The sequence below is a fragment of the Methanobrevibacter sp. genome (assembly GCF_045130115.1).
Taxonomy (GTDB): domain Archaea; phylum Methanobacteriota; class Methanobacteria; order Methanobacteriales; family Methanobacteriaceae; genus Methanocatella.
The window spans coordinates 1-26,362 of sequence record NZ_JBGUPC010000063.1 but is presented as its reverse complement, the minus strand read 5'-3'; the positions used below and the strand labels follow the sequence as shown (position 1 = coordinate 26,362).

Genomic DNA, 26,362 nt, shown 5'->3' with positions numbered 1-26,362 from the left:
TCAGTGTGGTGAAAACATGAGTGAAAACATTAAAAAAGATTTGGCTCAGGCAAAAAAGAATTATCAAAGCAAAAAATATGAAGATGCAAAAGACCTATACGAATCCCTTTATATGGAGCATCCTGAAGCATTTACAATTTGGGACAAAAGATTCTACAGCTGGGCACTATATCAACTATATGTGAAAAACCCTGAAGATGAAGCCGAGTTGTTTGAGGCAGTGGATTTGATAACACAACTAGTGCCACAGGAGGATCTTTCAAAAAAGGACGGAGTTTGCGCATACACCCTATCTATGATGAAGCTTCTCGATTATCTGTATAAAAACAATGACTATGAAAACATCCTCATCTGGGCAGACAAGTTAAATCCGGATTATTTAAGTGCCGCCACATCCTCTTTTGAAACAAGTGATGGAAGGGAAGTGAAACTAGCTTCAAATAAGGAGAAATACTACAATTGGGTTTCCAAATCACTTCAGGAAGTAGAGGACTATGACGAATGTTTAGTAGTTTCAAAAGAGGCTTTGGAAAAATTAAATAAATTCACAAACAACAGCGATATCTGGTTTAAATGGAGAATCGCAAGGTCATGTAGGGAATTGGGAGAATACGACGAAGCGATTGAATACCTTAAGGATATCTATAAATTCAAAAAGGATTGGTATATCCAGTGGGAAATAGCAGAAAATTACTTCTTTAAAGGTGAAGAGGACAAATCTCTTGAATATGCAGTTTCAGCCGCATTAAGCCATGGAGACAGCGACAAGAAAATCAAGTTATACTCATTGCTTGAAGATTTGCTTGAAGAGGACGAGCCTGAAATTGCACTGAAACATTCCTATCTGATTTATTCCATAAGGTTGCATAACGAATGGAGCATTGATGAGGATTTAAAAGAGCGAATTGCAAATGCAGGTTTGGATACGGAAAATGCCGAATACTGGAAAATCGAAAATGAACTGAAAAGCTACTGGAAAGATCTGAAATTCAAAACCCAACAGCCGAATTACGGAACCATAAAAAGGATAATGCCTCACGGCAAAACCGGATTTATCAAACGTGATGACGGCGAGGATTTCTTCTTTAACAGATTTGAATTCAAAGGAGACCCGAATAAATACCGTGAAGGAGTTAAAGTTTCATTTTTCCTGGAAGAAGGCTATGACAAAAAGAAAGATGAAATAAAACTGAATGCAGTAAATATCTATGATATCTAACAACATCTGTTGTTATATATCCTTATTTTTTAACTGGAGCAATCCATCGCCAATACATAAATCAAACCTTTGCGGAAGGCTTGTAACATTGATTGTACTGTTGATTAATGCCAACATAGGGTGTTTTCAATTTTGTTCAATAAATAATTAATATCATACAAATCTACATATTACTTAATATACCCCGGGAGGAATATGATGAAACTCAAAAGCGGTTTACTGCCCATATGTATAATAATTTGTCTGTTCACGATAGCGAGTGCAAGTGCAGGGGATGTTTACTAAAACGATAATCCTATTGTTATCAACATTAAAACCAATGCTAAAAAAGGAACTGTATCCATAACAGTTAACGGTAAAACTTACAATGCAAAAACCAATAAGAAAGGCATTGCTGAGATTACTCTTAAAAATAAAGTTTTTAAGAAATTAAAAGCAGGCAAAACTTATAAGGTTAAAATCACTTACCTGAAAGACATAATTAAAACACAAGTGAAAGTTAAAAAATAATGAGAGACATTTTTCTCTCTTTTTTATTTTAAAAAAAAGAAATTAGAGAAGTAATTATCTAATTACTTCAACAATCATATCTAGATTTTCAGATTGAAGGATATCCACTTTCTTACCGGATGCTCCAACAATTTCCTTTTTGATATTAAGCATATCTTCAGGAACTACAATTTCACCGATTGTAAGTTCGTGAGACTCTTCTAAAACAGCACCTATTTCATCAACAGGAGTTGATTTCAGATAACCTATGATCTTGCCGGCATCTCCTTTGAATGTAGGTCCGATTTTGGACATGTCCGGCTCCACTTCAATGATTTTTTCATGAACTTCAGGTTTTCCTGAGCTGATTGCCAAATCATTGATTTTTAGAGTTCCCTTAATGTCTGCATCAAATTGATTGAATACGTCAACCAAATTCTCATCAGAAGTGTAAACGTTTACTTCAGCGAGTTCCGCATTCAATGGGATTTTTGATGCTGATTTAAATCTTCTGACCTCATCAATAAGCTCAACAGTAATTTCCCCTTTTGTCTCCATCTCTTCACTGATTAATTCATCATATATTTCAGGCCATAAGGTGGTATGAATTGACTCATCTGAGAAGTATTGGTAAACCTCTTCTGTAAAGAATGGTGCAATAGGAGCCATTAATTTCAAGGATGTTTCCACAACTGTCCTTAAGGTGTATTTTGCAGCCTTTCTGGATTCGTCTGAAACGTCAGTGTATAATCTGTATTTTACCGCTTCAATGTATTCATCACAGAAATCATGCCAGAAGAACCTTTCGATTGGAGTGATTGTCTGAGCGAAGTTATAGTCTGCAAATGCCTCATCGACAGTTTTGTTCAAGTTATTGAGTTTTGACAATATCCATAAGTCCAATGGTCCGAGATTATCCTTGACCTCTTCATATGAAACTTCCTCATCAAATATCTGCATGCTGATGAATCTGAAAGCGTTCCAGAATTTTCTGAGGAATCTGTATCCGTGCTTGATGTCTTTCCAGTCAAATATTACATCAGACCCCGGTACACTGTTGGCAGCCCATGTCCTTAATGGGTCTGCACCGTATTTTTCAATAACCTCTTCAGGACCGACCACAAATTCTGGTCTGGATTTACTCATCTTGTTTCCGTCTTCACCGAATACCATACCGTTGATTACAATGTCATCAAACGGCTTTTGGCCGGTTAAGGCTATACAACGTAAAGTGGTGTAGAATGCCCATGTACGGATGATATCGTGTCCTTGAGGACGGATATTTGATGGGAAATGATTTACATAATCCTCGTCAGGCCATCCTGCAATGGATAGCGGTGAAATTGATGAATCCATCCATGTGTCCAGTACATCGACTTCAGGTACGAACTCTTCACATCCGCATTCGCATGCATGTTTTGGCTTGTCGACAGTTGGGTCAATTGGCAAGTCCTCCACATCAGGCAAAATGACTTTTCCGCAGTCTTTACAGTACCATACAGGAATTGGGGTTGCAAATATTCTTTGCCTTGAGATACACCAGTCCCATTCCATGGAATCTGCCCAGTTAACCATACGGGATTTCATGTGTTCAGGCACCCATTTCATTTCATCCGCTGCAACTTTGGTCTTTTCAATCAAATCACGGACTGCTACAAACCACTGCTCCTTAAGAAGAATTTCAACAGGAGTCTTGCATCTCCAGCATTGGCCTACATTTTGGTCAACCTCTTCTTTCTTCAACAGGTAACCTTCAGCATCCAAATCTTCAATGGTCTGCTTTTTACAGCTTTGCAAGTCCATTCCTTCATATCTTCCTGCAGCAGAGGTCAATGTGCCGTCATCGTCCATAACATCAATGACTTCAAGGTCATATTTTTGAACCCAGCTTACATCAGTCTTATCCCCAAATGTACAAATCATTACCGCACCGGTACCGAATTCAGGGTCTACCTCTTCATCTGCAATGATTTTTACTTTTTGGTGTGACAAAGGCACTTCAACATATTTGCCTAAAAGGTGAGTGTACCTTTCATCTTCAGGGTGAATTACAACAGCCACACAGGCGGACATCAGTTCAGGCCGGGTTGTTGCAATCAAAATTCCTTCCTCTTTTGGGTCAGCCTGTTTTCCGGATGCCTGAGATGAAACAATGTCATCATAGGAATCTTCAACAGCTGGAGGGAAGTTGACATAGTTTAAGAATGTAGTATTATCTGAATATTCGACTTCCGCAAAAGCGATAGCTGTCTGACAGCGAGGACACCAATTTACAGGGTGTTTTCCCTGATAAATCAATCCGTCTTCGTACATTTTCAAAAAGGAGTATTGGGTCCTTTTCATGTACTCAGGATTCATTGTGACAAACTCACGTGTCCAGTCCTGTGAATAACCCATTGCCTTCATGTCCTTTTTCATGCTTGCAATGTTTTTGGTGGTCAAGTCAATACAATATTCTCTGAACTTGGCTCTTGAAACATCATTTTTCTTGATTCCATGAGTTTCTTCAACTTTCACTTCAGTCGGAAGACCGTGGCAGTCCCATCCCTGTGGGAACAGGACGTCAAATCCTTTTTGTCTTCTGTATCTTGCATTCATATCAATATAAACCCAATTTAATACATGGCCCAAGTGAATGGCCCCTGTTGGGTATGGTGGGGGAGTGTCTATTATGTATCTAGGACGAGATCCATCTCCAATGTATTTGTAGATGTTTTCATCTTCCCATTTTTGCTCCCAAACTTTCTCTTTTTTAAAATCATAGTCTTTAGGAATCTCTTGGTTTGACATATATTTTCTCCTAAAATAATTAAGTAAAAATAATATTATTAATTATGTAGTTTATTATTTAAAAACATTTATTAATAGTTAAATATATTATATAAAAAAATCATATTATTAATATTATCAAAATAAGGACTGTGTATAAAAATGAATTTATTATGGTTTTATGTTGCAATCATTTTAGCTATGAGCGATATATTACACACCGCTTTAATGTGGAAAGTTTTAAATAATTTCTACATACTTTTAGGTGGCATAATCCAACAATCCACCCATTCTACCTGGCAAACATGGGTAGTTCATGAGATAATGGAAGCAGGATTTCATTTCATCGTAGTTTCAATGGTGTTTTTAAATCCAACTATTGGACTTCTAGCGGCCCTTATTCATTTTGTAATTGATGTAACCCATACAGTATTCATACGCAATATGGGCGAGTTAGAACATAGAGCGCTTCACTTTCTAGTTGAATCTCTATTTTTCATTTTAATTTATGGATTATAAAGTAATGGAGTTATTAAATGCCAGTTATAACATTCAAATATCAAGATTTAAAAGATTTAGGAATAGATATGGAAAAAGACGAATTGATAGACACCTTACCGATGATGTCTAGTGACATTGAAGACTTTGATGACGAGGAAATCAAAGTGGAATTTTTCCCTAACAGACCTGACAATTTGTCTGTTGAAGGAGTAGCCAGATCTTTTAAGGGATTTATCGGCCAGGAAATCGGTTTTCCAGACTATAATGTTGAAGAATCCGGAGAATATGTAACTGTAGACAAGGATGTTGCGGCAATCAGGCCATATATCGGATTTGCAAAAATCGACAATGTTGACTTTGCTGGCGACAAGCTCAAGTACTGCATGGACTTCCAGGAAAACCTCCATTGGGTTATCGGAAGGGACAGAAAAAAGGTCGCTATCGGTATCCACAATGCAGATGTTGTTAAAGGTCCATTCAAATATATTGCAACACCTAAAGATGCAAACGCTTTCGTTCCTTTAGAAAAAGACACAGAAATGACTCCAAATGAAATCTTGACAGAGCATGACAAAGGTAAGGACTATGCTCATTTGATTGAAGACTTTGACAAATATCCATTAATCCTAGACAAAGACGATAATGTCCTATCAATGCCTCCAATCATTAACGGAGAGCTAACCAAACTTAAAGAGGACACTCACAATATCATTGTTGATGTTACAGGTACTGACGAAAGGGCAGTCAACCAGGCATTAAATATTATCTGTTCATCATTTGCTGAAGTTGGAGGGCAGATCAAATCCATGGAAGTCAGATATGAAGACAAGACCATCAAGACTCCTGATTTGACTCCGCAAGAGATGAATGTTCATGTCGATACAGCCAATGAACTGATTGGAGGAACCAGCCTGACTGCACAGGACATTCATGATTTGCTTTTAAAGGCCCGTTTTGATGCTGAAATCATTGATGACAATGAGGTTAAGGCAATCATCCCTGCATACAGGGTGGACATCCTGCACGAAGTCGATATTGTTGAAAATATCGCAGTGCAATACCACATCAACGACGTTGTGGCTGAATTGCCTGACATCAATACTGTTGCTTATGAAAACAACTGGTTTAAGGCAGAAAGCACAATCCGTGAAGTGATGATTGGTTTAGGATTCCAGGAAATCATGAGCCTGATGCTCACCAGTGAGGAAGCACACTACAAAAACATGAATCAGGAAGAAAAGCCTCATGTTCAGGTTGCAAGGCCAATTACAATTGACAGAACCATGATCAGAACAAGCCTAATCAATTCCCTAATGGAATTCTTGGAGGACAACAAGCATGAGGACCTGCCTCAAAAGATCTTTGAAATAGGCGATGTCCTATACCTGGACGAAAGCACAGAAAACAAGACTGTCGCTTCCAAAAAATTAGCTGGAGTAATCTGCCATTCATCCGCAAACTTTACAGAAATAAAATCTGTCGTTACAAGCGTATTGGCCAATCTCGGATATTCAATGGAAATATCTGACAGCGAAAACAAGACATTCATTCCGGGAAGAGTAGCAGATGTTGCCGGTGCAGCTGAAAAAGGCTCCATTAAAGGTTTCTTTGGTGAGGTTTCCCCTGAAGTAATTACAAACTTTACTTTAGAATACCCAGTTATTGCGTTTGAAATAGAATTTCTAAATTAAATTCTTTTTCAATACCACAATTTTCTCATCTCGATTTCCATTTGGGCGTACTCGTTGACCTGCGGTGAAGTGCCATAATAATTAAAGATGAGTATCAAAATAAATAAAATAATTATAATAGCTATTAAAATTATTGTCCATCTCCTCAATTTAAAAACACCACATTAAAAAATTATCATTAATCAATAAGTTTAGCTACATCTTCACCCTTAGGTGTCAGCCTGTATACTCTGTTTTTACGTTTTTCCTCATTTATGCATTCCGCAACCCCACATTCCTTAAGCTCACGCAAGACCTTTGAAATGTGATTGGTACGAATACCGATGTCTTCCGCCAAATCGGTCGGTATCTTGTCGCTATTGTTAAGAGATTTAACTGATCTTTCCCTATAGGAAGAGCTGATTACATATCCATAAGTTTTTAAAGTTTCATCATCCATAAAAATTCTCCGCTTATTCACATCTTATTAATATATTATTCTCCTATTATTGTTAAACTTATGGTTCGGTTATGTCTTGGCCCATCGAGTTCAATGAAAAAAACTGACTGCCAGGTGCCCAAATCCAACCTGCCGTTTTTGATTGGAAGACACTCACTTGATGAAAGCAGAAATGATTTCAGGTGGGACTTTGCATTGTCATCGATTCTGTCATGCTGATATGTGAACTTATCAGTAATGAGATTATCTAAAGTGAATTCCAAATCGTTCAATAGTCCTGATTCGTTTTCATTGACAACAATGGCTGATGTGGAATGTTTTGAAAAAATGGAGATTATTCCGTTTTCAACATCAATCAGTTCGTTGATTTTAGATGTGATGTCAATGATTTCAAAGTTTCTGTTCGTATTTATTTTTATGGAATGAATTTTGACTGTCATTGATTAATTATTTGTTAAAAGTAGTTAATAAATTAAAAAAGAAAAAAAGGAAAATTTTAATGTTCGAATTCATCTTTACGCCAATATCCATAGATAAGCATTCCCATGATAGATAGAATACTTAATACCACAAGCCCTGATGTATTGGTAAGCTCTTTTGATGTTGTGACCGGAGGAATTATCTCATATGCTTTTCCTTCATCCATTGCATCACCGCTTCCGGAATCACCTGCATTTAAATCACCATTGGACAGTGCATCATTACCGTTATCAGATGTGTCTTGAGCTGGAATATCTGAACTGTTAGTTCCATAATTGCCTGATTTGTCTGAATTTGCAATATGTGAACCTGATGAATCTCCCCCATTTGAAGCGCCTTGGGAATTGGAATTTCCCTGAACTTCAGAAGTTCCACTTGCACTGCTTCCGCTAGAACCGGAATTATCATCACTTGCTGAAGTTTTTGAATCCTTTGCATCACCAGTTTCACCGGATGCATCCCTAACATCATATCTGTAATATTCATCGGCAATCTGAACTCTGACATTATGGTCGACATTAGGGTCCAACTGAGTAACGCTAGCCCTACCGTTGACAAAAGTTGCAGTATACACGTTTCCATCGACTTCAACATTTGTCTGGAATGTTGCAAACTCATTGACCGCCCTTCCGGAGGAATCCCTTAGCTGAAGGGTTAATGTATTACTGACGGAAAATGTATCCAATGTCATTAGAGATGCCAAAAGTCTTGGGCAGACAAATGTGTTTGTAGGATGATTTGAATTGTACCAATTCTGACCTAATTCAAAGTTTTCATTTTCCCAATAATTTTTGGCCTGATAGAATTCATTGTGAGCCAGATAATTATATTCGACTTTAAGTATTGAATCTCCTTTGCTTTTAAACCCTGATCCAAACAGCAACCCGTTACCGGTTTCGAATCCTCCCATGCTGGACCTTGGGTCTTTCCGGTTATGAGTCATGGAATTTGACTTTACAACATCATTGGTTGATGTGGAATTGATGTAAATTCCGTTGGTATTCTCATAAACATTGTTTCCTGAAATTAAAGTATGTGAAGATTTGTTGAATGTGGAAATTCCGTTCAAGCCGTTGTGATGAATAGTATTGTTCAATATTTTGCAATATTCAATGTTTGATGTTTCGATGCCTGATTTTTTATTGAGTGAAATAACATTCCTCTCAATAATACTATTCTTTACATTTTGAAGCTGAACTCCATTTTGCTTGGCTTTTGAAATGTCGTTTTCAGACATGGTAATTTTATCTGAATTCTTTATCAAAACACCATTTCCTCCACCAGTAACATCATTATTGGTTATTTTGATATTATTTGAGTTATCTACCACAATTCCATAATCACCGTTAGAAGCAATGAGAGTTATTCCAGATAAAACGCTGCCTGCTGCGTTTGATGTAAAGTAAAATCCGAAAGTTTTATCTATTCCCATATCCCTAGCTTTATCGCTCACTTCATCAGATACATAAACTACACTATCCTTTTTTGAAATGATGTTCAATTTCTTATCTACAACCAAAGATATGTCCTGATACTCAGGGTCTGTAAATTCAAAAGTGTCTCCATCATTTGCATTATCAAATTGTGACTGTATATCATCATTTGACAAATCGGAAGTGATGAAATGATTACTTCCACTAGAAAGGATAGTCATATTGTCATCCTGAATATCAGTTGCACTGACTGATGAAACTAAGAATAAGAACAATAATGATATGAAAAAAAGATTAAATACTTTTTTATCCATATTAAAAACTTCCTAATTACTATTTTTATAATCAAATAATTTTAATAGAAAAATTAACCTCAAAAGTAAAAATTTATCTATGTGAATAATATTGATTAATGATAATATTTTGATATCAAATATATATAAATCTAACCTATATAACGGCATTATATTAAAAATTTAAAACGATATGAGTCAAATTACAACAAATAACTATTCTTAACAATGTTATATCAAGAATTTAAGACATTTTAATTTAAATAATATGAAAATCAATATTAAATTAATTGCTTATCGATATAATTTTTTATGATCAAGTAATTGTTTAAAAAGATTTTAGAGGAAAATATTATGAATAAGAAGAGTTTAATATTAGCTGTTTTGTTAGTATTAATTGTATTCTTAGCTACAAATGCAATATCCGCAGAAGACGCCTCCAATATTGACAATAATGCTGGCGACATATTGGAAGTGTCCGAAGATAATAACATTGCAGCTGGCAAAGAAGTTACAATTGAAACTACAGATAACAATAATCAGATTCAAGAAAAAATCAATACCTTGGACGATGGAGATACATTAAACTTCCAAAAGGGAGACTATCATGACATCTGCATCTACATTAATAAAAGCGTGACAATCAACGGTAATGGTGCCACATTATATGGTTATGACAACCCAAGCAATGATAATATTCCAGACATCATAATGAACAAAACAACCGATGGAGGATATGCCATTACCAATAAAGCAACTTTATATATCCTTAAGGCAAATGATGTCGTTTTGAAAGACATTAATTTTGTTGCAGGTGCAAACAGTGGGACTGCAACCCCAACCGGAACTGATGATCCAAAATACACAAATTGTGTAATATATAACTATTTTTCAAACCATACCACAATATCCAACATTACAATTGATGGCTGTTCCTGGGGTATCTGGTTCCAAAATTGTGATGATGGAACAATAGAGAACAATACAATCAGGAATCAGTTGATTACCGGAATCCTGAACTTCCAATCAAAAAGAACCATAATCAGATACAATACAATAATCAATGCCAAAAATCACGGTATTGATGTAAGGCATGGTGTCGGACCAAATGTTAAAGTATTAAACAACACTGTTATCGGTTCAAAAGAGGGAATTTACCTATTGCACTCACCTAAACATGTTGTAACTGGAAATACAATTATCAATTGTACTGTAAGTTCAATTACATGTTGTGGTGCAAGCCATATTACCATCAAAGACAATAAGTTATACAACTCTAGAATAGGCATTCTTTTAGGTGGAGGAGCACCTCAAGGAGGAGCTTATACCGGATACAATAACATTACCATTGGAACAAATGAATGGAAAATTGATGAATTGCCGTTCCCACCGTCTTTCCAATATTATGTTGCTGAAGCAAAAGCCGATTATGCAAGTATGGACTCAATGATGGGTACCCACACTGACAGCAGCCTTTCAAACATCACATATGTGGAATATAGTGAAATCCCTATTCCAGGACCTATCGTTATTGACTATAACACCATCTTAAAACCAACAGGCGATGAAGTGTTAATAACCTCTGGAATGACAAATGAAGAAATTCAGAACAGAATCAATAACATGAAAGATGGGGACACATTAATTTTTGAAGAAAACGCAATATTTGTAAATATCAGCATTTACATCGAAAAGAACATTAAAGTGATTGGAAACAATGCAACATTAATCAGTTATGAATCCGCAAGCCTTGATTTGGTTCCTGAAAGAATAAAAAACAAAACCAATGAAGGAGGATTCGGAGTAAGTTATTCAGCTGTATTATACTGCATGAATGCTTCAGACATTACTGTGAGCAAATTAAATATTGAATGCAGATATCCTGGATATGACACCACAACAATCGGAACAAACCAAAATCTAAGAGAATACTGTACAGCGGGTATCTATTCAATACTCAGTCCAAACCTTACCATTACCCAATGTAATATTAATGGTGCTTCATGGGGTATGTTTATAGGTGAAAGACAACAAGGACGTCCAAATGCAATAATCACAAACAACAAAGTAAGCAATCAGTACACAACAGGAATACTATGCTTCGGATGTAAAAATTCAATAATCGCAAATAATACTATCACCAATGCATACAACCACGGTATAGACGTAAGATTCAATCAGGGAAGTGGAGTTACTGTCTTTAACAACAGCGTTTCCGGTTCTAAAGAAGGAATATACCTCCTACATTCCAGCGGACATAAGGTTTACGGAAATACAATATCCAACTCAAAAATCAGTTCAATTACCTGTTATGGATCTGGAAATGAATATATTTTCGACAACACCTTTATTAAAAGCAGAATTGCAATCATACTTGGTGGAGGATATTATAATGTCACTATAGGTAAAAATACATACAAACCTGACAAATTACCGTTCCCACCTACCTTTGAACATTTCCTTGTAAAATCCGAAAATAAATATTATGACAAAATCGGAGCAAAAGTTGTAGGAACTTACGGCGACTCCAAAAATGTGAACCTAAGTGCAGCTGATGTGACTGTCGGATACAAAAAAGGCACATTGGAAATTACCTTAAAGGACATTACCGGAAAAGCACTGGCCAATAAAGCAGGAACCGTAACCATCAATGGAAATGTGCAAGAGTTCATAACTGATGAAAACGGAACCGCTTCCATCAATCTAGCTTTAACAACCGGAACATATACTGCAAAAGTGCATACCGTCAGCGACTATTACAATAAGGCAGGCAATACCGAAGCAGCAATTACAGTTGTGGATGATAGAGCTTCCGCTGCATTGACTGCTCCTGGAAAAACATTCTACTTGCAGGCTATCGCTAAAGGATCTAACTATCAAGTTACCCTTAAATCCAACGGAAAAGCTCTTGAAAACAAAGAAGTTACCATTAACTTCAATGGAAAAACCATTACTGCAAAAACCAATTCCAATGGTGTAGCTACTTTCAAATTAACTGCTACAGCAACTGGCTCCAAACAGGCAACAATTACATTCAAAGGCGATGATGCATACAAAGCAACAACTGCAAAAGCTACAATCAAAGTAACCAAAGAAGCAAGCAAAATTACAGCCAAAAAGAAAACATTTAAAGCTAAATCCAAAACCAAAAAGTATGCAATTACCCTAAAATCTAAATCAGGTAAAGCAATCAGTGGAGTTAAAGTAACTATCAAAATCAAGAATAAAAAGTTCACCGCCAAAACTAATTCTAAAGGAAAAGCAACCTTTAAAATTAAAAAATTCACTAAAAAAGGAACTTTCAAAAGCACTGTCACTTTTACAGGAAACAAATACTTTAGCAAAACCACCGCAAAAGTTAAAATTAAAATGAAATAGAAGAGATTATTTCTCTTCTCAAACTTTCTTTTTTTAAAAAAAAATCAGTAATATTTTTTTCTGCGGTCAACAGCAGTGTAAATGATAAACAGACCAATGATTATAAGGACTATCTGCGGAAATACCGCTGCAATAATAGCTGGAATCAATCCCAAATTAACCAATAGCCACAAAACACCATAGATTACAATTATGACTCCAAATACGATTGCAATCTTATAGGTCAAATCCTTAATGTCAGGAATGTCAAACATCGGCATTTGAATCACTATAACTCTTTGGTGCCGTCATCGGTTCCGATGATTACCTTATCAACCATCTGTGAAAAGATTCCGTTTTCAACAACACCCGGAATTGCATTCAAATCAATTTCCAAGTGAGCAGGTGATTCGATTTTTTCGAATTTGGCATCTATTACAAAGTTTCCGTTGTCGGTTATTACAGGACCATCCTTTCTTTGGGCCATCCTTATCTCACAGGTTGCTCCCATGTCTTCAAGTTCCTTAATGACCATCCTTGACGCATCAGGAAGCACTTCCACTGGAACAGGGAAATTTCCCAATTCGTCAACGACTTTGGATTCGTCAACAATGACTATGAATTTGTCTGCAGCATAATCAACAATCTTCTCTTTAGTATGGGCAGCTCCTCCACCCTTAATCAGATTAAACTCAGAGTCAACTTCATCCGCTCCGTCAACGGACAGGTCGATGTCATGCTCTTCCAAGGTTGTTATTGGAATATTCCATTCCTTGGCCTTCAACAATGACTGGAATGATGTTGGAATTCCCATAACATTTATTCCCTCATCTCTGATTCTCATGCCCACCTTTTCAATGAAAAAGTGTGTGGTTGAACCTGTTCCAAGTCCTAAAACCATTCCATCTTCAACATATTCTGCAGCTTTGTATCCTGCATTCATTTTAGAAGAGCTATTGCTACTAGTATCTTTCATTTAAATCACAAATCCCAAAGTTAAGTTATTAAGTTTCAAGCCTTTCTTGCATTCCCCTTTATGCTTTCCATTGTTTTCCAATACTATGCACTTGTCGTTTTCAACCAATCCTTCAGGGAAACACAAGTCATGATAATCGCAGTTTTCATCGCATTCAGGAGCATTATATGTAAATGTTGATCCTTCAAAGATGTTTTTTGAAGTTGTCAGTATGTCTATTTCGGCTCTGTCAACCTCAACAGGAATTACCTTGCCTTCAGCATGTATCGGACAGTTCTGCTCGTTTTCCTTTACTTCAGTTACAACATATTTCCTATTCTTTTCCAGGTTTCCAACACAGGATGACTTAAATCTGCAGTCTTCACATTCCTTGGCAGGACCTAGAAAAATAAACTCTTGACCTTTTTTAGCTAAATCTATACCTATCAATGTTATCATTAAATCACCTCTGTTTTATAAGCCAGTTCATAAGCAGCTTCTTTTGAAATTCCATTGTCTCCTAAAATGGTATATCTTTCAGGTCGGATTTCATGAGCCATCATCAATGCTTCAATAATGTCATCCTCAGCAATGTTCAGTTCTTTTGCAGTGGTAGGGGCCTGCACGGCTTTTAAGGCATCCCTTATTGCCTTCCAATCCCCACCATGAAGATACATCATCATGATTGTTCCAATACCGCACTGCTCGCCGTGAAGTGCAGGCTTGTCGAGAATCTTATCCAACGCATGTGAAAAGAGATGCTCTGATCCGCTTGCAGGCCTTGATGAACCTGCGATGCTTATTGCCATTCCACCGCTGAAAAGTGATTTCATGACTATTCTTGCACTAGGCTCAAGATTAGGTTTGATATTGGCAATGTTGTCGGTAATCAGGTGAGCTGACATTATTGACAATGCAGCAGCAGACTCCGAAAAGGATTCGTTTTTCAGTCTATGTGCCAATTCCCAATCCTTGATGGCAGTGAAGTTTGCAATCAAATCCGCACATCCTGCAGCCAAAAGCCTGAATGGGGATTGTGCAAGGATTTCCGAATCTGCAATGACCGCTATCGGAGAGTGTGCAGTTGCTGATATTGAAGTATTGGGGTTTTTGATTGATGCCAAAGGAGATACGATACCGTCATGAGAAGCAGTTGTTGGCATGGATACAAAATAGACGCCCTGATTATATGAAGATATCTTGGCCACATCAATGACCTTTCCTCCGCCAACACCTAAAACGGTTGTGTCCGGAGTGATCAGTTCTTCAACTTCAGATATTGATTCATAGGATGCCCTGTCAACTTTGACTACATCAAAATCCATATCTTCCTTTTCAAGGCTTTCCATTACAGGTATTGCACCAACATCATATGTATGGGTACCTGTAACGATTAGAATCTTTTTATCCAAATGCAAAGATTTGCAAATCTCACCAGTATCTTTTATAATGCCCGGATCAATGTAAACTTCACGGGGCATCTGTATTCTCCTGTTGCTCATGATATCTCCTAAATGTTAATTATACATTAATATATATTTAAGTGGCAATTATAAATAACTTTCTTTAAATAAGTTTAATACTTATTAAAAACAGATAATTTAATATTATAAAAAATTATTTTAGGTGATATGGTGGAAAATTTTGACGAATGGTTTCATGACATTTTAGAACAAGCAGACATAACCGATTCAAGATATCCTATTAAGGGAATGGCAGTTTGGAGACCATACGGTTTTCAGATAAGAAAACATTCAATGAACATTATTAAAAATTTATTGGATAAGGACCATGATGAGGTACTGTTCCCAATGCTTGTTCCTGAAACTGAACTTGCAAAGGAAGGAATACATGTTAAGGGATTTGAGGATGAAGTATACTGGGTAACAAAAGGCGGACAGACTGAATTGAACGAACAGCTAGCCTTAAGGCCAACCAGTGAAACCGCAATCTATCCGATGTATTCATTATGGATCAGGACACACATTGACCTGCCAATCAAGATGTATCAGATTGTAAACACTTTCAGATACGAAACAAAACATACCAGACCTCTAATCAGGGTAAGGGAAATCACTACCTTCAAGGAAGCCCATACCGCACACGCAACCAAAGAGGAATCCGACGAGCAAATCCAGGACTTCATTGAAATGTATAAGGAATTCTTTGATGATTTGGGAATCCCATACTTAATCTCCAAAAGGCCTGAATGGGACAAGTTCCCTGGTTCAGACTATACAATGGCCTTTGATGTCATAATGCCAAACGGCAAAACCCTGCAAATAGGTACAATACACAATTTGGGCCAGACATTCGCAAAAACATTTGACATTACCTTTGAAGACAAGGACGGAGAACACAAATTGGTTTATCAGACCTGTGCAGGAGTGTCCGACAGGGTTATCGCATCCGTCATTGGAATTCATGGAGATGAAACCGGATTACGCTTACCACCAAAAGTATCACCGAATCAGGTTACCATAATTCCAATCCTATTCAAGAAAGGAAAAGAGGAAGTTCTTGCAAAATGCTCACAAATCAAAGAGCAGTTAGAGGCAGCAGGATTGAGAGTCCAGCTGGATGACAGGGACATCAGGCCAGGCAAAAAATTCAACGACTGGGAACTTAGGGGAACACCTGTCAAACTTGAACTTGGACCAAGAGACCTGGAAAACAATATCACCGTTGCAATGAGACGTGACGAAGGAGAAAAGATTGAAATTCAATTGGATGACAATCTGGTTGACAATGTGATTGACTTATTGGACAAATCTTCTGAAAACTTATCCTCACAGGCATGGGACTTCCAGAATGAGCATGTTAAATTTGCAGAAAACCTTGAAGAGATTCCTGAACTTGTAGAATCCGGAAATGTCGTTAAATTCTACTGGTGCGGAGATGAAGATGTCGGTCATGAAATCGAAGAAAAAACCGGCTATGACGTTTTAGGCATTCAGGAAGAAGTCTCTGAAGGCAAATGCATAGCCAGCGGAAAAGATGCAAAATACATTGCCTTAATTGCCAAAACATACTAGTGATAATATGGACAACATTTATGCGATAATACCAGTAACCACATTCAAAAATGCAAAAACCAGGCTTTCCCCATTTTTATCTGCCGAAGAGAGGGAAAACCTCCTAAAGGCAATGCTTAGAGATGTGACCGATACCTTAAAAAAGCATGTGGACAAGATTTTCATAATCAGCCGGGATGAAGATGTGTTAAGCTATGCTGAAAGCCTGAATGTGAACACCATACAGGAAAATGACAATTCCAACCTGAACAAGGCCCTTACACAGGCAATGAAAATCTGCAAAGGCAAAACAAGGAAGGTAATTATAGTTCCTTCAGACATTCCATTGATTGGCAAAACCAATGTTCAGATGCTGATTGACGCATCCAAAAGCCTGGATTTCATCATTGTTCCATCAAAAGGCGGCGGAACAAACATGATCATAATGAAACCGATGGCCATCAGAACAAGATATGAAGGATTCAGCTATAAGGAACATGTTCAGGCTGCAGAAAGGAAAAAACTGAATCCGCAGGTTCATGATTCATTTTTCATGGCGTTGGACGTCAACACCACTGAAGATCTTGGTGAAATCATGATTCACGGCGAGAAAACCCACACCCGACAATACCTAAAGGAGCTAAAGGTCAATGTCGAGTCATTCCGTGGATCCGAACGTCTTAAAGTCACAAGAGCTGATTAGATGATAGTGATGAGCATTGCAGGCGTCGACCCGTCAGGAGGTGCAGGGGTTTTTGCCGATTTGAAGACATTTCAGGCAATTGGAGTTTATGGTACAGGAATTGTAACCGCCCTGACTTCTCAAAATCCCTATAAATTTTTTTCAACACAGGCAGTTTCACCTGAATATATTGAAGAGCAGATAGATTCAGTAATGGATGCCTACGAAGTGGAATTCATCAAGACAGGCATGCTCTACTCACCGGAAATAATCAAATTGGTGGCTGAAAAGATTAGCGAGTATGACTTAAAGGCTGTGGTTGACCCTGTTATGGTTGCAACATCAGGCGGAGATTTGACAGGAGAAGATATAGCCGAAGCATTTAACAAATACTTGCTTCCAAAATCAATGCTTACCACCCCAAATGTCAGTGAAGCTGAAAAACTAAGTGGAATCAATATCAATAATGAAAAAGATGCCGTTAAAGCTACAAAACTTATAGATTGCAACTGTTTCATTACCGGGGGACATTTGGACGGAAACAATGTAATCAACATCAATGATGAAATAACCATCAAAAAACAGGATTTGATTGAAACCGAAAATTTACATGGCTCAGGCTGCAATCTGTCATCTGCAATAACAGCATATTTGGCAAAAAATAATTCTTTAATGGATTCCTGTTTAAAGGCAATGGATTATGTTTATGAAGGAATAAAAAATGGAAATTATGGGACATTAATAGCTAAAATATAACTATTCGCCCATATCTAAGTTTTCTACAATTGATTCTTGAAGTGCAATGAATTCCTTTGAATCTCTTTTTCTTGGCCTTTCAATATCCACTTCAATGACTTTATCTATTCTTCCGGGGTTTTTGCCCATGATGACGATTTTATCTGCAAGATACACCGCCTCATCAACATCGTGGGTTACGAAAACGATTGTGTTTTCGAACCTTTTCCAAACGCCTATGAGCTGTGACTGAAGCTTGTGTCTATTTTGCATATCCAATGCAGAAAACGGCTCATCCATAAGAAGAATAGGTGAATGATTAAGCAGGGATCGGATAATTGCAACCCTTTGTTTCATACCACCTGAAAGTTCATGAGGATAGCTATCCTTAAAGTCAATTAAACCCACACTTGTCAGGTATCTCTCAGCGGCAGCAATATTTTCCTCTTTAGCACCCTTTTTTGTCATCTCCAAACCAAAGGTAACATTCTGCAGGACAGTCAGCCATGGGAACAATGAATACTGCTGGAAAATTACTGCCCTATCCCCAGATGGCTTGGTAACCTTTTCACCGTTGGCAATTATTTCACCGGAGCTAGGCTGGTCAAGACCCGCAATTAATCTTAACAGAGTGGTTTTTCCACAACCGGAAGGACCTAAAAGACAAACTAATTCCCCATCATCAATGGTTAAATTAATGTCTTCCAAAACTGATAGCTGGTCTGTCTTTTTACTTACAAATGATTTATTAATATTTTTTACTTCAATTGACACATTAACACCTACCAGAATATCCTTTCTTGGGCTTTAGTAAATACATAATCGAATATGATACCTATTAACCCTATATCTAACATACCAACAACTGTTGTACCCGGATCGAATAAACTAGTTGCTGTCAAAATCATATAACCTAAACCACTGCTTGAACCAACCATTTCAGCTGAGATTGTACACATCAAAGCAATACCAATTCCAACTTTCAAACCAGAGACAATATATGGAACTGTTGAGGGCAATATTACCCTTTTTAAAACATTCCAATCGCTTGCTCCCAAAGTTTGAGCTGATTCGATTAAAACATTATCAGTTCTTTTAACTCCATCAATTGTATAGACCAATATTGGGAATACGCATCCCATGAAAATAATGAAAACTGCCGGAAACATACCTATTCCAAACCAAAGGATGGAAAATGGAATCCATGCAACAGGAGGAATCGGCCTTAATACACTGATTACCAAAGTTGCAATGTCTTCGAGAGTCTTATACCATCCAAGAAGAATTCCTAAAGGAATGGCAACAACAGCCGCCAAAATCAGACCTCCAAACACTTTATATAAAGTATCCAGAGTGTTTGTTAGAAGCTTTCCATTCAATATTAACTCCCAGGCGGACTGACAAACTGTAATCGGACCGGGAAGGATGTATGGATTGACAATGCCCAATCCTTCAGTAATCAGATACCAGAAGATAATTATGCAGATTGGTAAAATCAATGGAATAAACTTATTCTTATAATTATCAAACATTAAATCACTTAATCAAAAATTTTTTTATACATATTAAATTATGTTTTAATAATATAAAAACTTTAGAAAAATATCCTCGTGCAAAAAAAACTATAATAAGATTTATATTGTAAAAATATAATTAATGAATATAGGTGAAAAATTGAACATTCATAAAAAGTTTTTCTCAAAAATAGGGGCAAATTACCTGATACTGGGCATAATGGCAATAATATTTCAGATAATCATAGTCAATATCATTTCCATAATAAATCCGGAATATCTGGGTGACATAAACATATTGACTGCATTATCATCATTATGCAGCTACATCCTTCCATTTCCAATCTTCTATTGGCTGATGAAAAAATTGGATGACGTTGAAATCGAAAAGAAAAGCGTCAGTGCAAAAACATTCATACTATACACCGGAATTACAATCACATTAATGTGGATTGGAAACATAATCGGCTTAATCATTACAATGCTTTTGAGCGGTGCAATGCAAAATGACATTTCAAATCCCGTTCAGGAACTCATCAACAGCACAAACATCTGGATCAATCTGGTGCTTATCAGCATAATCGCTCCGATATGTGAGGAAATCATTTTCAGGAAATTTCTAATCGACAAGACAATCAAGTACGGTGCAAAGGTATCCATAATCCTATCTGCAGTTGTGTTTGCATTTTTCCACGGAAACCTTAACCAGTTCTTCTATGCATTTCTGATGGGAGGATTTTTCGCATATGTCTACATCAAAACAGGAAAGATAACCTATACAATAATCCTGCATGCAATTGTGAACTTTATGGGATCGGTCGTGAGCCTAATCCTTGCAAATTCAGTTGCAAATATCCAAACAAGTTCCAACCTCATTGATGCATTGGTAATCCTGGGATACTTTGCAATCATATTAATCTTTATACTGATTGGGCTTTACGGACTGACTAAAATCAAAAAGGCAAGATTCAACGGTTCAAAAACACAAATCAGTCTGAAAAATCCATTTAGAACAGTATACTTAAATTATGGGATGATTCTCTTTATTCTGTTTTTTATAGGTGAGATGGTCTATCAGGTTTTAGGTTAAATTGTATTAAAATACAATACTAAAAAAAATAAGAGAAGAATTATGCCTTATCTTCCCTTTCCTCTTCAATAGCTTCAACAACACTGTTTAAGATTTGAAGTGATTTGGAGAATGCAGGCATACCTGAAGTCAACAGGACTACTCTTAAGACATCAACGATTTCATCTTTTGTAATGCCTAATACTTCAATAGCGCTCCTGATTTGTTTTTTGGTAGCTCTTGCATCGGCACGTGAAGCGGCAATTCCGATAGCAATCAATTTTTGAGTCTTATAATCCAATACCTTAGCATTCCAAACAGTACTGTTTATATCAGAAACCAATTCATATAAATCAGGATATTCGCCTTCGAGTTCCCTGATTCCTTTTCCGTAATATACATCTCCTTTCATATAGATAGTATGAAAGTTGTCATACTTATATATTTTGTCGGAAAAATATTACTTTTCAAATGCTCTCTCTAACAATATTTAAAAAATAAAATACATAGGTGATAGCATGAATAACGAGCTCATTAAGAATATGTGTTTAAGTTGCAATCATTCAAAACAGACACAGAACAACTATAACCTTTCACTTCGGAAGTACTGTGAATATTTCGACATGTCACTTGAGGAACTTCTGATGGAAGCTGAAGAAGATGAAAAGAACAATGTAAGATGGAAAAATTGCCGTTTAAGAGCTAAACTGATTGAATTCAGACACCACCTGTTACAGAATTATGCTGCAAGCACTGTGAAAAAACACATCTGGAGCATCAAATTCTTTTACAAATTCTATGACATTGAAATACAATCATTGCCTAGAGTTACCCAACAGTCTTTGAGAAAACCTCAGCCAATCTACTATAAGGATTTGCCTGACAAAGAAGTGATAAGGGAAGCATTTAAAATATCTTCACCATTGATGAAAGCCATAATACTGTTTTCATGTTCAAGCGGTTGTGCTAGAGCAGAAGCATTGAGTTTAACAATACAGGATTACATAGATGCAGTATCAGAATATATACCTAGGCGCAGAATGGACATTTTTGAGGTAATTGATTTCTTGAACGAAAAGGATGATGTCGTGCCTACCTTCAATCTCCGAAGGAAAAAAACAAACAAATATTATATCACATATTGCAGTCCAGAAGCAGTAAATGCAATCAATGCATATATTTTAACACGCACAGATTCAGTTAAAAATGACAGCCCCCTATTCGATGTAAGCCCAACACATCTTGGAAGATCATTTCAAAAAATAAACGATACATTGAATCTTGGAAATGTTGGAAAATATGCTAGATTCAGAAGCCACATGCTGAGGAAATTCCATGCAAGCGCATTATACAACGACGGCATGAGCATAGACAAGGTCAACGATTTGCAGGGAAAGGCTAAAAACGTAACTGATTCCGTTTATTTCATGACCAATCCTGAAGAGTTGAAATATGAATACATCAGGCATTTGCCTGCCGTAACAATCAATATGGATGTTGAAAAGCTATCAATCAAGTCTCCTGAGTTCATGCAACTGGAAAATGATAAAAAGAAATTGGAAACTGAACTTGAGGTCCTTAAGCGAGAAGTGGCAGATATCCGATCGATGAAAAAGGATTTTGAACTCCTTAAAGCACAGATAGGAAAATAATCTTGTGATGGCATTTGACCCTGTTGAATGCCATTGCCAAACATTCCTAATACTTGATGCCAACCCTGATATAATCAATAGCTAATATTTTTCTTTTAATTTGATGAACTGGATTTGACATTAACGGCAACCTTTTTGGATTTGGATTTGATTTTTAAACTGGGATATATATGCAAGGATTCTAGAAAGTAAGTTTTGAATAGCTAATGGCTAGCGTTAATGTTCTTCTGATGATTTGATTAAATATTTATAGTAAAGTAAAGATATATTAATTCTATTAACAAGAGGGTCAATATATGTTTGTACGAAAAGAGAATGGTCGTCAATTAGCAAGATGCATCGCTTATTTTTATTTTATTTTATGGATTCTTTTCATAATTTTCATGCTGACTAAATTTGGTCTGAGGGCATATTTAGATATTGATTTACTGATACCCTTGATTGTAACAACAGTTGTTGACATCTTATTGGCTTTCATTATTTATGTATCTTCATATAAAATTGAAAATGATAATTATCTATGCGTTTTATATGGTATTCTTTGCGTAGTTTCAGTTTTATGGTACTTTAATTGGTTTGGATTAATTTTTTTGATATTATTTATAATAACAATATTGATTATTAAATTAGGAGAAGATTCCTAATTTAAATTATCCTATTTTATATTTAGGTGATTAAATGTCATTTAATGAGGAATTATATGGATTAAAGAAAATTACTATATGCCTATATTTATTAATTTTGATTATTTTCACAGGTTTATCTATATTACTAAATAACAAATCTTTTTTAGAAATTTTACCCGGCATTATATTACTTATAAGTAGTTATCATTCTAGAGATTATTCTGCTATCTATGAAAAGTATTTTAAACAGGAATATTCCTTGTTTAAAATATATTTGAAGGTTTGTTTTATACCTACATTTTTATTTATCATATTTTCTGAAATTCTATTAAGAATTTGCTTTAATTCAAGTTTAATCTTACTACTCCTAAGATGACATTAACATTAATGGTCGCCGTTTCGGATTTGGATTTAGATTTTGGACTGGGATATATATGCAATGGTTTCGGAAAGTAAGTTTTGAATAGCTAACCCCAGCCGTTAATGTTATTTGATCCAGAATAATTAAATTCTGAATCAATCATTTCGTATTAAAACCAGATCATATGTCCCCAAATATTTCCTCACCCTTTTCGGTTAATCTGTACAATTTTCCCCGTTTCACTTCAGGATTGACGCATTCGACGAGGCCCAGCTCTTCCAACCGATTCAAGGGATTGGAAACATATGTCTGTTTGGTACTATTCCATTCCATGCCTTCCTGAAGAGACATTGCCTTAATATCTATCATATCCCAGTTTTCACGTCCGACTTCCAGATTCCAGTTATAGATTATGTTGCAGGTCCGCTGTGAAATAAATCCATTTTTTAAAACCTCCGTTATTTCATCTAGCGAATCCACCAGGAAGAAAATTGAATGGCTTGAATAAAATCCGTATCTTTGAACCCTTTCTTTTTGAGGGATGGAATGGAGGAATTTCAAAGCCTCATCATGTGTGCTTGTCCAAGTCAATCCGGAAACGTCTTTTTCATCTGTAAAATCAATTATATATTCGTAAATCCAATTCAGCAGGTTTTTATTGCTTTTGCGGATCATCTTTTTTATACCTCACTTTTTCATTAATAGTGATTAATTGTTTTATGTGATGGATTATTTAAGCTGAAAGTGAGAGCATTTGAAAAGTAATCGCTTCAACAAAATGGCCGTATTGGCATTTAAATTAATTGATATCATTGAACTACCAGCAGTTTACACTGTACTTAAATGATAATCTGATTATATTTGAATAAATACTTTTGACAATTGTTATGCTCTGAAAACAGTGCCCTGATATGTATTTTGATTATGACTTCGTTTCACTGGCAAGTGTTAGGCTTCATTCCAATTTGAATTTTATACAATCTGATTTTTTTGTCGAAATAGTCTGTTGAAATGTTTAGCAAAATTTGTGAAAACACAAGGCTTAAGGACACAAAAATTTCAAAAAAAACTGAACAGATTAATATCGAATCGCAAAAAATAGAATGCAAATGTTTAAATAGAGATAATTACAAACAAAGTAATTGGCCCACACCATTATTACGAAGTCAGAGCAATTTTACATGCTCGTACAACTTTTTCTTGGTGAGGCCTAAACAGTGATCTATGGAGGTAAAATATCAAAAAAAGTAATGAGAAAAAACAGATTATAAAAAAAGGATTATATTATGAATAACGAGCTAAATATTATTTTTTAATATAATCCTATGGGGTCAGTAAGAGAAAAATAAGAATAGTTAAACAGAGCCGCGAAACTTTGTTAAAAATTAATACTTTTCAAAACTTAACCCAATATCTAGTATATTTTAAGGAATATATAAATATTGCCACATTAACAATGGCAAACTTATTTTATTCTAAATATTCGTTAAGAGATGGAAAATTAATTTTACTCGAATGCTATTTTTATTTTTCAAAGACTTCTGGCCTCAATGTGTTTTAGACTGTTGATCATGCACTCCCATAATGGGAAAACAGGAGGCACCAAATAATGTGTGAAGTAATCAAACCCCGACCCAATGAAGTAATAATTTTCAATAACTTCATGGCACTTGAAGAAGCAATTGCTGAAATTCAGGAAACTGAAAACATCCGCAATGAAAAGGAATTTTTCGATTCATACAGAATCAAGATAATGAAACTGGACTAAACACGAATAAAAAATATTTAAAACACAAGAGAGGTCAAAAAATATGTTTGAACAAGAAATTGATGGCGTACAATACGTTACAGTCCCCAAAGAGCTATGGGACAAAATGTGGGAAATGTTTGATAAAATTGATCAAATAGGTGAATAGACATGAGCAGCTATTCACCGTTTGAAAAACATGATGCAGACCAATACGCATTACCTAACCAGTTCAAAGACAACTACCATGGCATCCTCACCCACAATGGCGAGATCAAAGTTGCCAAAGGTGATGTGGAACAGGAAATCCTCTACATTGACGATGACGGTATCGTATTGGTGGATGGTGGCGAAAAAGCATACCAAACACTAATACACTCCAAGCTGTTAGGACTGATTCACTATGCAACTGAAGGTGATATTGGCTTAATCAAATTCATAAGAGGAGAAGCATTCATTGTCGGATTCAGGAAAAACAAACCGGAGGGCAAATATGGAACAAACACTTCTTGAGATGCAGGAAAATCTTACTGACGGATTATTCATTGAATTTGCATCCATTGATGAAGACTGTTATTATTCACTGACCAAATCCGATGAACTCAAATTCCTCGACGATAAAACAGTGCTCATACGCAGAAAAAGCGGAAGGCATACAATAATCAACCTGAATTGGATTATTGATATCAGCATCAAAAGGGGGTTATTTCAATGACCAAACCGGCAAGATTATATCCTAAAGAGGAACCGATGAACTTGAATCCCAAAGTAATCTTTATTGGGAGCATAATATTTGCTGTAATAATTGGCTGGATTGGTATAGCAACCAGCACCGGAGGAATCTAAAATGAATTCTTCCAATCAACATGAAGGTGATAAAATGGTAAAGGCAGAACTTATAGAAAACCCACAAGTTCCTGAAGAAACAGGATTAATAGCTGCAGACAACGTTCCGGATGTCGATGTAGCTATTGAACAGTGGGACGCTTATCAAAAACTATGTAAAGGATTATTAAACGAAACAGACTATCAAGAAATAATTGTTAAGGAAAAAGATGAAGACGGAAACTATGTTAAAGTGAAAAGACACTTCAAAAAGAAATCAGCATGGCAAAAGCTCTCAAGAGCATTCAACGTTGACACTACCATAGTTGACAGATCATTGGAAAGAACCAAAATGGGAAGAGTGCGTGAAGCCTACTACTGCGTAAGGGCAACACTGCCTAATGGCCGTAGCGTTGAATCAGACGCATTATGCTCCCGTTCTGAAAAAGGAAAAGACAAAGTCTCAGACCACACTATCATGTCCACTGCAAAAACACGTGCAACCAACAGA

At 36.2% G+C, this 26,362-nt stretch carries 27 protein-coding genes; 15 read left to right on the top strand and 12 right to left on the bottom strand.

Going from position 1 to position 26,362, the window contains the following annotated elements:
- Positions 1-16 precede the first annotated feature (16 nt).
- Positions 17-1,219, top strand: a complete 1,203-nt coding sequence (locus ACJMML_RS10775) for a hypothetical protein (RefSeq protein WP_405307321.1) — start codon at positions 17-19, stop codon at positions 1,217-1,219.
- Positions 1,220-1,783: 564 nt separating this feature from the next.
- Here the strand turns inward: ACJMML_RS10775 and ACJMML_RS10770 are convergent.
- The gene (locus tag ACJMML_RS10770) at positions 1,784-4,498 is read right to left on the bottom strand and encodes a valine--tRNA ligase (protein WP_405307320.1); all 2,715 of its coding nucleotides are present in this window, start codon (positions 4,496-4,498) and stop codon (positions 1,784-1,786) included.
- A 141-nt stretch (positions 4,499-4,639) separates the two neighbouring features.
- Here ACJMML_RS10770 and ACJMML_RS10765 point away from each other — a divergent pair, with 141 nt between their 5' ends.
- Together ACJMML_RS10765 and pheT are read left to right on the top strand one after the other, a co-directional pair.
- Positions 4,640-4,996 (top strand): hypothetical protein, encoded by a 357-nt coding sequence (locus ACJMML_RS10765; RefSeq protein WP_405307319.1) that lies wholly within the window; start codon positions 4,640-4,642, stop codon positions 4,994-4,996.
- A gap of 17 nt (positions 4,997-5,013) precedes the next feature.
- Positions 5,014-6,669 carry a phenylalanine--tRNA ligase subunit beta gene (gene pheT / locus ACJMML_RS10760; RefSeq protein WP_405307318.1) on the top strand — a complete coding sequence of 552 codons (1,656 nt, stop codon included), beginning with the start codon at positions 5,014-5,016 and terminating at the stop codon, positions 6,667-6,669.
- 178 nt (positions 6,670-6,847) lie between these two features.
- Here pheT and ACJMML_RS10755 read toward each other — a convergent pair whose 3' ends face one another.
- From ACJMML_RS10755 to ACJMML_RS10745, 3 genes are read right to left on the bottom strand one after another with little or no spacing between them, the layout of a single operon-like run.
- Positions 6,848-7,108, bottom strand: coding sequence for a winged helix-turn-helix domain-containing protein (locus ACJMML_RS10755; RefSeq protein WP_405307317.1), 261 nt, complete (start codon positions 7,106-7,108; stop codon positions 6,848-6,850).
- Positions 7,109-7,143: 35 nt separating this feature from the next.
- The gene (locus ACJMML_RS10750; protein WP_405307316.1) at positions 7,144-7,548 is read right to left on the bottom strand and encodes a secondary thiamine-phosphate synthase enzyme YjbQ; all 405 of its coding nucleotides are present in this window, start codon (positions 7,546-7,548) and stop codon (positions 7,144-7,146) included.
- Positions 7,549-7,604: 56 nt separating this feature from the next.
- On the bottom strand, positions 7,605-9,335 hold the full coding sequence (locus ACJMML_RS10745; protein WP_405307315.1) for a right-handed parallel beta-helix repeat-containing protein: 1,731 nt from the start codon (positions 9,333-9,335) through the stop codon (positions 7,605-7,607).
- Between the two features lie 333 nt (positions 9,336-9,668).
- Between ACJMML_RS10745 and ACJMML_RS10740 the strand changes: the two genes are divergently transcribed.
- On the top strand, positions 9,669-12,692 hold the full coding sequence (locus tag ACJMML_RS10740) for a right-handed parallel beta-helix repeat-containing protein (RefSeq protein ID WP_405307314.1): 3,024 nt from the start codon (positions 9,669-9,671) through the stop codon (positions 12,690-12,692).
- Positions 12,693-12,736: 44 nt separating this feature from the next.
- On the opposite strand, the gene ACJMML_RS10735 is transcribed toward ACJMML_RS10740, so the two are convergent.
- The 4 genes from ACJMML_RS10735 to ACJMML_RS10720 are packed head-to-tail and all read right to left on the bottom strand — an operon-like array spanning position 12,737 to position 15,128.
- Positions 12,737-12,952 (bottom strand): hypothetical protein, encoded by a 216-nt coding sequence (locus ACJMML_RS10735; RefSeq protein WP_405307313.1) that lies wholly within the window; start codon positions 12,950-12,952, stop codon positions 12,737-12,739.
- A gap of 8 nt (positions 12,953-12,960) precedes the next feature.
- A complete protein-coding gene (gene rpiA, locus ACJMML_RS10730; protein WP_303738449.1) occupies positions 12,961-13,647 on the bottom strand; it encodes a ribose-5-phosphate isomerase RpiA in 687 nt (228 codons plus the stop codon).
- On the bottom strand, positions 13,648-14,085 hold the full coding sequence (locus ACJMML_RS10725; RefSeq protein WP_405307312.1) for a UPF0179 family protein: 438 nt from the start codon (positions 14,083-14,085) through the stop codon (positions 13,648-13,650).
- The gene (locus ACJMML_RS10720; RefSeq protein WP_405307311.1) at positions 14,085-15,128 is read right to left on the bottom strand and encodes an NAD(P)-dependent glycerol-1-phosphate dehydrogenase; all 1,044 of its coding nucleotides are present in this window, start codon (positions 15,126-15,128) and stop codon (positions 14,085-14,087) included. The genes ACJMML_RS10725 and ACJMML_RS10720 overlap by 1 nt, the downstream gene beginning before the upstream one ends.
- 129 nt (positions 15,129-15,257) lie before the next feature.
- On the opposite strand from ACJMML_RS10720, the gene proS reads away from it, so the two are divergent.
- From proS to thiD, 3 genes are read left to right on the top strand one after another with little or no spacing between them, the layout of a single operon-like run.
- Positions 15,258-16,661 carry a proline--tRNA ligase gene (gene proS, locus ACJMML_RS10715; protein WP_405307310.1) on the top strand — a complete coding sequence of 468 codons (1,404 nt, stop codon included), beginning with the start codon at positions 15,258-15,260 and terminating at the stop codon, positions 16,659-16,661.
- A gap of 7 nt (positions 16,662-16,668) precedes the next feature.
- Positions 16,669-17,343, top strand: coding sequence for a 2-phospho-L-lactate guanylyltransferase (cofC, locus tag ACJMML_RS10710; protein ID WP_405307309.1), 675 nt, complete (start codon positions 16,669-16,671; stop codon positions 17,341-17,343).
- Complete coding sequence (gene thiD / locus ACJMML_RS10705; protein ID WP_405307308.1) at positions 17,344-18,078, top strand: bifunctional hydroxymethylpyrimidine kinase/phosphomethylpyrimidine kinase; 735 nt, start codon at positions 17,344-17,346, stop codon at positions 18,076-18,078. It abuts the gene before it with no gap.
- Here thiD and ACJMML_RS10700 read toward each other — a convergent pair whose 3' ends face one another.
- Together ACJMML_RS10700 and ACJMML_RS10695 are read right to left on the bottom strand one after the other, a co-directional pair.
- Positions 18,079-18,831: an ABC transporter ATP-binding protein gene (locus ACJMML_RS10700; protein ID WP_405307307.1), complete on the bottom strand. Its 753-nt coding sequence runs from the start codon at positions 18,829-18,831 to the stop codon at positions 18,079-18,081.
- A gap of 8 nt (positions 18,832-18,839) precedes the next feature.
- On the bottom strand, positions 18,840-19,589 hold the full coding sequence (locus tag ACJMML_RS10695; protein WP_405307306.1) for an ABC transporter permease: 750 nt from the start codon (positions 19,587-19,589) through the stop codon (positions 18,840-18,842).
- Positions 19,590-19,731: 142 nt separating this feature from the next.
- Here ACJMML_RS10695 and ACJMML_RS10690 point away from each other — a divergent pair, with 142 nt between their 5' ends.
- Positions 19,732-20,661: a CPBP family intramembrane glutamic endopeptidase gene (locus ACJMML_RS10690; RefSeq protein ID WP_405307305.1), complete on the top strand. Its 930-nt coding sequence runs from the start codon at positions 19,732-19,734 to the stop codon at positions 20,659-20,661.
- Between the two features lie 40 nt (positions 20,662-20,701).
- Here ACJMML_RS10690 and ACJMML_RS10685 read toward each other — a convergent pair whose 3' ends face one another.
- Complete coding sequence (locus ACJMML_RS10685; RefSeq protein WP_292844143.1) at positions 20,702-21,052, bottom strand: carboxymuconolactone decarboxylase family protein; 351 nt, start codon at positions 21,050-21,052, stop codon at positions 20,702-20,704.
- Between the two features lie 106 nt (positions 21,053-21,158).
- Here ACJMML_RS10685 and ACJMML_RS10680 point away from each other — a divergent pair, with 106 nt between their 5' ends.
- Together ACJMML_RS10680 and ACJMML_RS10675 are read left to right on the top strand one after the other, a co-directional pair.
- Positions 21,159-22,292: a site-specific integrase gene (locus tag ACJMML_RS10680; RefSeq protein ID WP_295114589.1), complete on the top strand. Its 1,134-nt coding sequence runs from the start codon at positions 21,159-21,161 to the stop codon at positions 22,290-22,292.
- Positions 22,293-22,588: 296 nt separating this feature from the next.
- Positions 22,589-22,936 carry a hypothetical protein gene (locus ACJMML_RS10675; RefSeq protein WP_295114588.1) on the top strand — a complete coding sequence of 116 codons (348 nt, stop codon included), beginning with the start codon at positions 22,589-22,591 and terminating at the stop codon, positions 22,934-22,936.
- A 523-nt stretch (positions 22,937-23,459) separates the two neighbouring features.
- Here ACJMML_RS10675 and ACJMML_RS10670 read toward each other — a convergent pair.
- Positions 23,460-23,954 (bottom strand): hypothetical protein, encoded by a 495-nt coding sequence (locus tag ACJMML_RS10670; RefSeq protein WP_295114586.1) that lies wholly within the window; start codon positions 23,952-23,954, stop codon positions 23,460-23,462.
- A 934-nt stretch (positions 23,955-24,888) separates the two neighbouring features.
- On the opposite strand from ACJMML_RS10670, the gene ACJMML_RS10665 reads away from it, so the two are divergent.
- The 5 genes from ACJMML_RS10665 to ACJMML_RS10645 all read left to right on the top strand — a co-directional run.
- A complete protein-coding gene (locus ACJMML_RS10665) occupies positions 24,889-25,047 on the top strand; it encodes a hypothetical protein (RefSeq protein ID WP_295114584.1) in 159 nt (52 codons plus the stop codon).
- 150 nt (positions 25,048-25,197) lie between these two features.
- A complete protein-coding gene (locus tag ACJMML_RS10660; RefSeq protein WP_405307304.1) occupies positions 25,198-25,539 on the top strand; it encodes a hypothetical protein in 342 nt (113 codons plus the stop codon).
- Complete coding sequence (locus tag ACJMML_RS10655) at positions 25,520-25,741, top strand: hypothetical protein (protein ID WP_295114580.1); 222 nt, start codon at positions 25,520-25,522, stop codon at positions 25,739-25,741. Before ACJMML_RS10660 ends, ACJMML_RS10655 begins: the two co-directional genes overlap by 20 nt.
- Complete coding sequence (locus ACJMML_RS10650; protein WP_295114578.1) at positions 25,738-25,872, top strand: hypothetical protein; 135 nt, start codon at positions 25,738-25,740, stop codon at positions 25,870-25,872. Before ACJMML_RS10655 ends, ACJMML_RS10650 begins: the two co-directional genes overlap by 4 nt.
- A gap of 34 nt (positions 25,873-25,906) precedes the next feature.
- Positions 25,907-26,362: hypothetical protein (locus ACJMML_RS10645; RefSeq protein WP_405307303.1), on the top strand; the 456-nt coding region annotated here is incomplete at its 3' end.